This is a genomic window from Thauera sp. ZXT1-4, from assembly GCF_052598215.2.
On the sequence record NZ_JBQWSN020000054.1, the window covers coordinates 1 to 7,475 of the forward strand.

Below are 7,475 nucleotides of genomic sequence, written 5' to 3' on the forward strand. Positions count from 1 at the left end.
GGCGGTCACCGTCCACAAGAGCCGCAGGAAAACCATCGACCGCAACGAGACCGACACCATCGGCAAGAGCTGGACGGTCAGCACCGGCCTCATGAAGACCGAGTCGGTGGGGATGATGTCGATGTTCAACGTGGGCCTGCTCCACAGCGAGAACATCGGCCTGCTGCACAGCTCCATCGTGGCCGGCCAGCGCGTCGAGGCCACCGGCTTCGGCAAGAACGAGAGCGTCGGGCGCGACCGCAGCACGAGCGTCGGCAAGAACGACACCACCACCGTCGCCGAGACCGCCAAGCTCTCGGCCAAGCGCATCGAGTTCAGCGGCGAGGAAGAGATCGTGCTCACCTGCGGCGCGAGCACCATCCGGCTCACCCCGGGCGAGCTCGAAGTGCTCTCCACCCTCGTCAAGATCAACGCCTGAGGACCTTCCCCCCATGAGTGGCAAACCCGCCGCCCGCATCGGCGACAAGGTCGCCAAGGGCAAGATCGTCACCGGCTCCGCCACGGTGCTCATCGGCGACGCCGCCGAAGGCGCAGCCGACAAGTGCCCCGTGTGCGCCCCCCAGGTGGGCTGGCCGGTGAACCCCATCGTGGGCGCCAAGCTCCTGCCCGCCGAGACCGACTTCGCGCTGCCCGCCCCGGCCCCCTTCGTCTTCGCGCGCAGCTACCTCTCGCGCGATGCGCGCATCGGCAGCCTCGGCCAGGGCTGGTCCCTCCCCGGCGAAGGGCTCGGGCTCGAAGCGGGGCCTGAGGCCACCGTCCTCATCGACGCCCAGGGCCGGCGGCTCACCTTCGGCGCGCTCGCCCCCGGCGAAGCCCGCTTCTCGCCGACCGAGTCCTTGTGGCTGCGCCGCGCCGGCCCCGTCGTGCCCCAGGCCGACGCCGGCGCCCCCTGGAGCGGGCGCTGGGCCGCCGTGCCCGAACCCGAGCGCCACGGTCGCGACAGCTACTTCCTCCAGGCCGGCGGCCAGTACTTCCACTTCGCCCCGTGCGCCGGGCGCCACCGCCTCGTCGCCCGCTTCGACCGCAACGGCTACCGCACCGCCTTCGAGTGGCACCCGGACGGCTTTCTCGCCGGCGTCACCGACAGCGCCGGGCGCCACTACCGCTTCGCCTACCGCCCGTTCTCGAGCCGCCGCGCGGGCGACCCGGGCGTGCGCCTCGCGGGCGTGGCGCTCGCCGAAGCCCCCGGCGGGCTCATCGATCCGGACAGCCAGGCCGACTGGCTCGTGCGCTACGAATTCGATGCCGCCGGCGCGCTCGTCGCCGTCTTCGACCGCACGGGCGCTGCGCGGCGCCGTTTCGCCTGGCGCGAGCACCTGATGATCGCGCAGCGCACCCCCGGCGGGCTCGAAGTCGCCTACACCTGGGACCGCCTGCACCCGGAAGGGCGCGTCGTGCGCCAGGCCGAGGCCGGCGGGCTCGTGCGCGCGTTCGCCTACCACGCCGGCCACACCGTGGTCACCGACAGCCTCGGGCGTACCGAAACCTACCACTTCGAAGGCGACGGCCGCGGCCCCGACACCCGCTGGCGCGCCCACACCCGCGCCGACGGCAGCGAGCTGCGCTTCCACTACGACGGCTTCGGCCGGCGCATCGCCACCGAAGACCCCCTCGGGCGGCTCACCCGCAGCCGCCTCGACGGCCAGGGCCGGCTCGTCGGCCTCGAGCTGCCCGACGCCAGCCGCTGGGACTACCGCCTCGACCCGGACACGGACGAAGTCCTCGAAGTCCGCGGCCCCGAAGGGCTCGCCTGGCACATTGAACGGGACCCGTGCGGAAATCCCCTCACCGTCACTGCCCCGGACGGGGCCGTCACCCGCTACGCCTACGCCGACCCCCAGCTTCCCGACCGCCCCACCGCCCTCACCGACCCCGCGGGCGGGGTGCAGCGGCTCGAATGGAACCGCGCCGGCCAACTCACCGCCCACACCGACTGCGCCGGGCGCACCCGGCGCTACCGGTACGACGCCGAAGGGCGGCTCGTGGCCGAGACCGACCCGGCCGGCGCCACCACCCGTCACCGCACCGACCGGCTCGGGCGGCGCATCGAGACTGAGCGGGCCGACGGCACCCGGCTCGCCTACGCCTGGGACGGCGCCGACCGCCTCGTCGGCCTCACCCGCCCCGACGGCTCCACCGAGGAGCTCGCCTGGGATACCTTCGGGCGGCTCACCGCCCACACCGACGCGGCCGGGCACAGCCGGCGCCTCGCCTATGATGCGGCCGGGCGCCTCCTCACCCTCGAGAACGAGAACGGCGCCACGACCCGTTTCGCCTACGACGCGATGGACCGCCTCGTCGAGGAGCGCGGCTTCGACGCCCGCACCCAGCACTACGAATACGACGCCGCCGGCCAACTCGTCGCGCGCACCGAGGCGAGCCTCGCGGGCGAGCCCGTCACCCGCTACCAGTACGACGCCCTCGGGCGCCTCGTCGAGCGCACCCTCCCGGCCACCGCCCACGCCCCCGCGATCACCGAAACCTTCGCCTGGCGCGCCGACGGCCAGCTCGCCGGCTTCCAGAACCCGGCCGCCGGCATCCGTTTCGGCTTCGACGCGGCCGGGCGCCCGACCCGCGAGACCCAGACCCACGCCGACGGCTGGACCTACCACGTCGCCCACCGCCACGGCCCCCGCGGCGAGCTCACCCAGAGCACCTGGGGCACCGCCCCCGCCCTCGACTGGCTCACCTACGGCCCGGGCCACCTGCACGGGGCGCGCGCCGCGGGCCTGGCGCTGGACTTCGAGCGCGATGTGCTCCACCGCGAGACCGTGCGCCGCGCAGCCCCCGGCGAAGGCGAGCCCCCCGTCCTCACCGAAGCCCGCAGCTACACCCCCCTGGGGCTGCTCGAGCGCCAGCGCTACTTCCTCGGCGCCGACCAGCCGGCCGTGGGCCACCCTACCGAGACCCGCTACACCTACGATCTGCTCGGCCGCCTCACCGGCCGCGCCGATCCGGCCCGCCCCGAGGCGGCCATCGGCTATACCTACGACGACGCCGACCGCCTCGTCGCCAGCCGCCACGGCGCCGCCGCCCACCACTACACGTTCGACCCGGCCGGCAACCGCACCGACGCCCCGGCCGGGCCGCCGCACCGCCTCACCCAGGCCGAGTGGGCCGAGCTCGTGCAAAGCCGCCTACACGACCCCAGCTTCAACCCGCTCGCCGAGCTCGGCTTCGACGGCTCCCACGAACAACGCTGGTTTGAGAACCGCATCACGCAACTGGCCGGCACCACCAGCCAGTTCGATGCCGCGGGCAACCTCGTCGCCCGCACCCGCGCCGATGGCACCCGGCTCACGCTCGGCTACGACGGCGCCCACCGCCTGGTCGCCCTCGAACGGCGCGACCCGGACGGAGCCACCACCCGCGCCCAGTACACCTACGACGCGCTCTCCCGGCGCATCGCCAAGACCGTCACCGGCCCCGACGGGGCCGAGGCGACCACCCGCTACGGCTGGGACGGCGAGCGCCTGGTGGCCGAGGCGAACGACAAGGCCACCACCACCGTCGTGTATGAACCGGGCAGCTTCGTGCCGCTCGCCCGCTTCGAGCAGGGCGCCCAGCCCGAGGAAGACGAGGCGGCGGCCGCCGAGCGGGCGCTGCGCAACACCGCGCTCGCGCTCCTTGCCGCCAACGACCTGCCCATCCCCGCCGGCCTCGCCCCCGAGGCTCCGCCCGTGCGGGCGAGCCTGTACCTGACCGACCACCTGGGCACGCCGCTCAGGCTCGTCGGCTCCGACGGCCATATCCGATGGCAGGCCAAGCCCGACGACTGGGGGGCGGTGCGCGAGGCCAAAGGCGCAGCCCGCCAGCCCATCCGCTTCCAGGGGCAGTGGGCGGATGCGGAGAGCGGGCTCTACTACAACCGATATCGATACTATGATCCGGAGCAGGGACGGTATGTGACGCAGGATCCGATTGGGTTGGCGGGGGGTGAGAATCTCTATGCTTACGTTGGCGGATGCCCGCTAAGTGATATTGATCCGCAAGGACTTCAACAAGCGCCGGGTCTTCTTGGCTACTACCAATCAGGGCAGTTTCAAGCTCTTCAGACCTATATTAAGAACTGGTTGGGGCTTGCGAGCGCTACTGGCGCAGTGGCGGTCACACCAATCGCCGTTGAGGCTGCGGTTGTGTACGCTCCAGAAGCTGTCTTGTGGTGCACAATGACGGCGTCGAATCCGAACGCCCAAACCGCAGCTATCGACTTCATTTCTGGCTTTACAGATCCGGGGCCCCTCCCATGTCAATACCGGGCGTTTTAGGAGCAGAGGTCAACTACGCAATCGGGCGGCTTGCGCCGTGACTCGTCGGCCAATGACGCCAAGTACTGTCGTCGCACAGAGAGGATACGGACTCTTGAATGGAATTATTGCGTTTCTTGCGGTAATTCTTGGAGGGGGGCTATTGGGATGGGTTGCCTACCGGTTTTGGGGAGGCGATCTCTCAATAGGAAGCAAGTACTCGCCCGACGGACGTGACAGCGGAAGCATGATTGTCCTAGCGCTCGTAGGGCTCAGCCTCTTCTGCTACGGTCTATGGGAGTTGATCATCCTGCGGGCCGCGCCGTTTAGTGCATCCTGCCGACCGGCCCGGGAGCGCCCGCGGCCTCATGCTTAGCGGAAAAATCTGATGATAAAGAATGATAAATCATAACGTCTCCTTCGCGAGCTCTACCCCATTCCATTACACACATCTCCGACGCCGGTCCGCCGATCATAAATTCCGCTAATGCGTCGAGTTAACATTGGGCTATGTCACCGTTACCTGTGGAAATACGCCGACGGCCGCGAGGAGCAGGGCGTGCGGGGCTTTCAGCCGACCAGTGTCGATTGCCCGTCGCCAGCCGAGATAGTTGGGTAGGTAGTGGATGGCAACGCCGTGGAAGCGGGTAATCCATTGGTGCAGCCGGCTGTGGAAAGCATTCACGTTCTGGACGTGCAACGCGCCTTTGACACGCATGCCTGCCGACAGATTGACCGACTCATGGCTGATACCCGCTTCCTGGACCCGGACACGGACGAAGTCCTCGAGATCCGCGGCCCCGAAGGGCTCGCCTGGACGATCGAACGGGCCCCGTGCGGAAATCCCCTCGCCGTCACCGCCCCGGACGGGCCGTCACCCGCTACGCCTACGCCGACCCCCAGCTTCCCGACCGCCCTACCGCCCACACCGACTGCTCCGGGCGCACCCGCCGCTACCGGTACGACGCCGAAGGCCGGCTGCTCACGTCTCAGAAAACGGAAAATAAAGTACATCAAGCCGTTGGCATAAGCTGGAACCGCCGAAAATTCCGCCTTGTTCTGTACGGCAATCTGCCGTATGCTTTGCATCAGGAGGACAAAATCATGCCCGCAGCCATTTCTACCGCCCGGCTCGAAGCCCGGATCAGCACCGATCTGCATTCGATGCTCAAGCGCGCCGCCGAACTTCAGGGGCGCACGATGACTGATTTCGTGGTCGCTGCCGTCCAGGACGCCGCGCAACGCGCCATCGAGCAAGCCGAGGTCATCCGGCTATCGCTGGCCGATCAGGAGTGCTTTGCACAGGCGCTGCTGTCGCCGCCGCAACCGCCCCCGGCCTTGGAACGAGCTTTCGCCCGTCGCCGCAAGCTCTTGCGTGCTGAATGAGCAGCGCGCCGTTCCGGCTCGCGCCGCTCGATGCCGCGCATGATCGCGCCGCGTTCAACTGCGGTTCAGAACCGCTTGTCCGCTACCTGCGGGAACAAGTCACCCAGGACGTTCGCCGCCGTGTGGCTGCCTGTTTCGTGGCGTTGGCCGAAGGGAAGCGCATCGCGGGCTACTACACGCTGGCGTCGGCAAGCCTGCTGCTGGCCGATCTCCCGGCCAGCGCCGGCAAGAAGCTGCCGCGCTATCCGACCGTGCCCGCCGTCCGCATGGGCCGCCTGGCAGTCGATCAGGCTTTCAAGGGGCAGGGTCTAGGCGGTGCGCTGCTGGCCGATGCGCTCGACCGTGCCGCCCGCTCCGAGATCGCCGCCTATGCCTTGATGGTGGATGCCAAGGACGAGGCGGCTGCGGCCTTCTACCGGCATCATGGCTTCATTGCGTTGCCAGACTCACCGCGCACCCAGTTCTTGCCGCTGGCAACCATCCAGCGTTCTTGAAACTCGTTACTCAGAGCCGTCTGAACCGAGAATGGTTTTCGAGAACCGCCCAACCAGGGGTCAGCTCACGAAACGGAAAAAAATCGTACGCTAAGCGGACAGCGGCCTTCTGCTCCGCTTACCGAGCACCGCGCCAGCGCTGACGATAGACAGTTTCAGATAGGTGTACAGCCCTTCCCCGACTTCCTGGCCTGACAAGGCAGCATTACTCGGGAACGCCCCGGAGAACAGCGCGGCAAGTGTCGCCACTCCCGCAACCATGAACCCGGCAGTCATGCCGTGCTTCCAGGCCACCAAACCGACCGACAGGGCATACGGAAAAATGCTCCGAACAGGGGAATCGGTCGCCGTGCTGACGAGCACGGCCCCAACCAGAACGCCGATGGCGACCACGACATGCGCGCTGAACAGAAGGGGCGGCGTGCTGCCGTTCGGCGAAGGCTGCGTCGTCACGCGCCCTCGTTTCGCTGCCTGCCGATGTTCTCGGTGATCCACCGGTCGAGTTCTTCGCGTCGGAAGCGCCATGTGCCACCGAGTTTGAAAGCGGGCAGTTGCCCTTCCTGGGCAAGCCGATACAGCGTTCGCTTCGTCACCCGTAGATAGGCGGCGACTTCAGTCAGGGTCAGGATATCGAGCCCAGTTTAAACCATGATAACGCCGATACCAGAACGTCGCCTTGAGATTCGGCCAGCACATGCTTGGTCACGCTGCCCAGCAGCAACTCTTCCAGGAAGTTCTCTCCGTGCTTGCCCATCACCCTGCCGGGTTCTTGTCCGGCGGGAGGAAGCTGAGGGTGGATCGAAAGAACATCGAGATGTTCAACTCCCGCCAAACACTGAGGCGGCGTCAGGGCGATTCCGAGCGCGAGATCGCACTCGAAGCTGATGGAGCGAGCCAAGGCAGCGCGCCTGGGGGGAGTCAGCCCACAAACGGGCGGCGGGCACCCGGCTCGTTTCGGCAATTGCGACGACAACGCCCCTGAGGCCACCGCGCTCATTCGCCCCGAGCGCGACGGCCCAGGTCGACTTCGACGCGGATCCCCAAGCTTCTCTCGACTCGGCCACCAGCGAGCGCCGCAGCTGGCCTTTGCGATAGCGCTTTGCTTCGCACGGGCCATGCCCTTCTGGTAGAGCCGTGCCTCTTCCCTCCGCCCGCCTGCCGTCCCTCCCCGTCCCTCCCGAGTCCCTCCCCCCGCACCGACCCGCTTGCGCGACATCCCGCGGGTGCGTGCGACCGTGATTGCCGTAGCAATTCCCCGTGGGTATGATTACGCCATTTTCATAACACCAAGTCATCATGAACCGCCTTCTCATAGCCCACACCCCCCTGGGCGACGCCCTGTGGGCGG

Annotated in this window: 6 protein-coding genes and 2 pseudogenes; 4 read left to right on the plus strand and 4 right to left on the minus strand. The window is 68.2% G+C overall.

Features of this window, described 5'->3' with window-relative positions:
- Together ACUH78_RS18375 and ACUH78_RS18380 are read left to right on the plus strand one after the other, a co-directional pair.
- A pseudogene (locus ACUH78_RS18375) lies at positions 1–418 on the plus strand (hypothetical protein); the annotation flags it as partial.
- Positions 419–431: 13 nt separating this feature from the next.
- On the plus strand, positions 432–4,268 hold the full coding sequence (locus ACUH78_RS18380) for an RHS repeat-associated core domain-containing protein (RefSeq protein ID WP_445334357.1): 3,837 nt from the start codon (positions 432–434) through the stop codon (positions 4,266–4,268).
- Between the two features lie 487 nt (positions 4,269–4,755).
- Here the strand turns inward: ACUH78_RS18380 and ACUH78_RS18385 are convergent.
- Positions 4,756–5,013: pseudogene (locus tag ACUH78_RS18385) on the minus strand (IS1595 family transposase); the annotation flags it as partial.
- 68 nt (positions 5,014–5,081) lie between these two features.
- On the opposite strand from ACUH78_RS18385, the gene ACUH78_RS18390 reads away from it, so the two are divergent.
- Both ACUH78_RS18390 and ACUH78_RS18395 read left to right on the plus strand, forming a co-directional pair.
- Entirely contained in the window at positions 5,082–5,633 is a 552-nt protein-coding gene (locus tag ACUH78_RS18390) for a type II toxin -antitoxin system TacA 1-like antitoxin (protein WP_445334356.1), read from the plus strand.
- Positions 5,630–6,127 (plus strand): GNAT family N-acetyltransferase, encoded by a 498-nt coding sequence (locus ACUH78_RS18395; RefSeq protein WP_445334355.1) that lies wholly within the window; start codon positions 5,630–5,632, stop codon positions 6,125–6,127. Before ACUH78_RS18390 ends, ACUH78_RS18395 begins: the two co-directional genes overlap by 4 nt.
- Positions 6,128–6,217: 90 nt before the next feature.
- On the opposite strand, the gene ACUH78_RS18400 is transcribed toward ACUH78_RS18395, so the two are convergent.
- Genes ACUH78_RS18400 through ACUH78_RS18410 form a run of 3 tightly spaced genes read right to left on the minus strand, consistent with a single transcriptional unit; the run spans position 6,218 to position 7,025 of the window.
- The gene (locus tag ACUH78_RS18400) at positions 6,218–6,580 is read right to left on the minus strand and encodes a hypothetical protein (protein ID WP_445334354.1); all 363 of its coding nucleotides are present in this window, start codon (positions 6,578–6,580) and stop codon (positions 6,218–6,220) included.
- Positions 6,577–6,720 carry a helix-turn-helix domain-containing protein gene (locus tag ACUH78_RS18405; protein WP_445334353.1) on the minus strand — a complete coding sequence of 48 codons (144 nt, stop codon included), beginning with the start codon at positions 6,718–6,720 and terminating at the stop codon, positions 6,577–6,579. Before ACUH78_RS18405 ends, ACUH78_RS18400 begins: the two co-directional genes overlap by 4 nt.
- Positions 6,721–6,749: 29 nt before the next feature.
- Positions 6,750–7,025, minus strand: coding sequence for a universal stress protein (locus ACUH78_RS18410; RefSeq protein ID WP_445334352.1), 276 nt, complete (start codon positions 7,023–7,025; stop codon positions 6,750–6,752).
- Between the last annotated feature and the right edge of the window lie 450 nt (positions 7,026–7,475).

Coding starts and splice junctions, on each gene's coding strand:
- ACUH78_RS18380 (WP_445334357.1), top strand. CDS start 432: ATGAGTGGCAAACCCGCCGCCCGCATCGGCGACAAGGTCGCCAAGGGC.
- ACUH78_RS18395 (WP_445334355.1), top strand. CDS start 5,630: ATGAGCAGCGCGCCGTTCCGGCTCGCGCCGCTCGATGCCGCGCATGAT.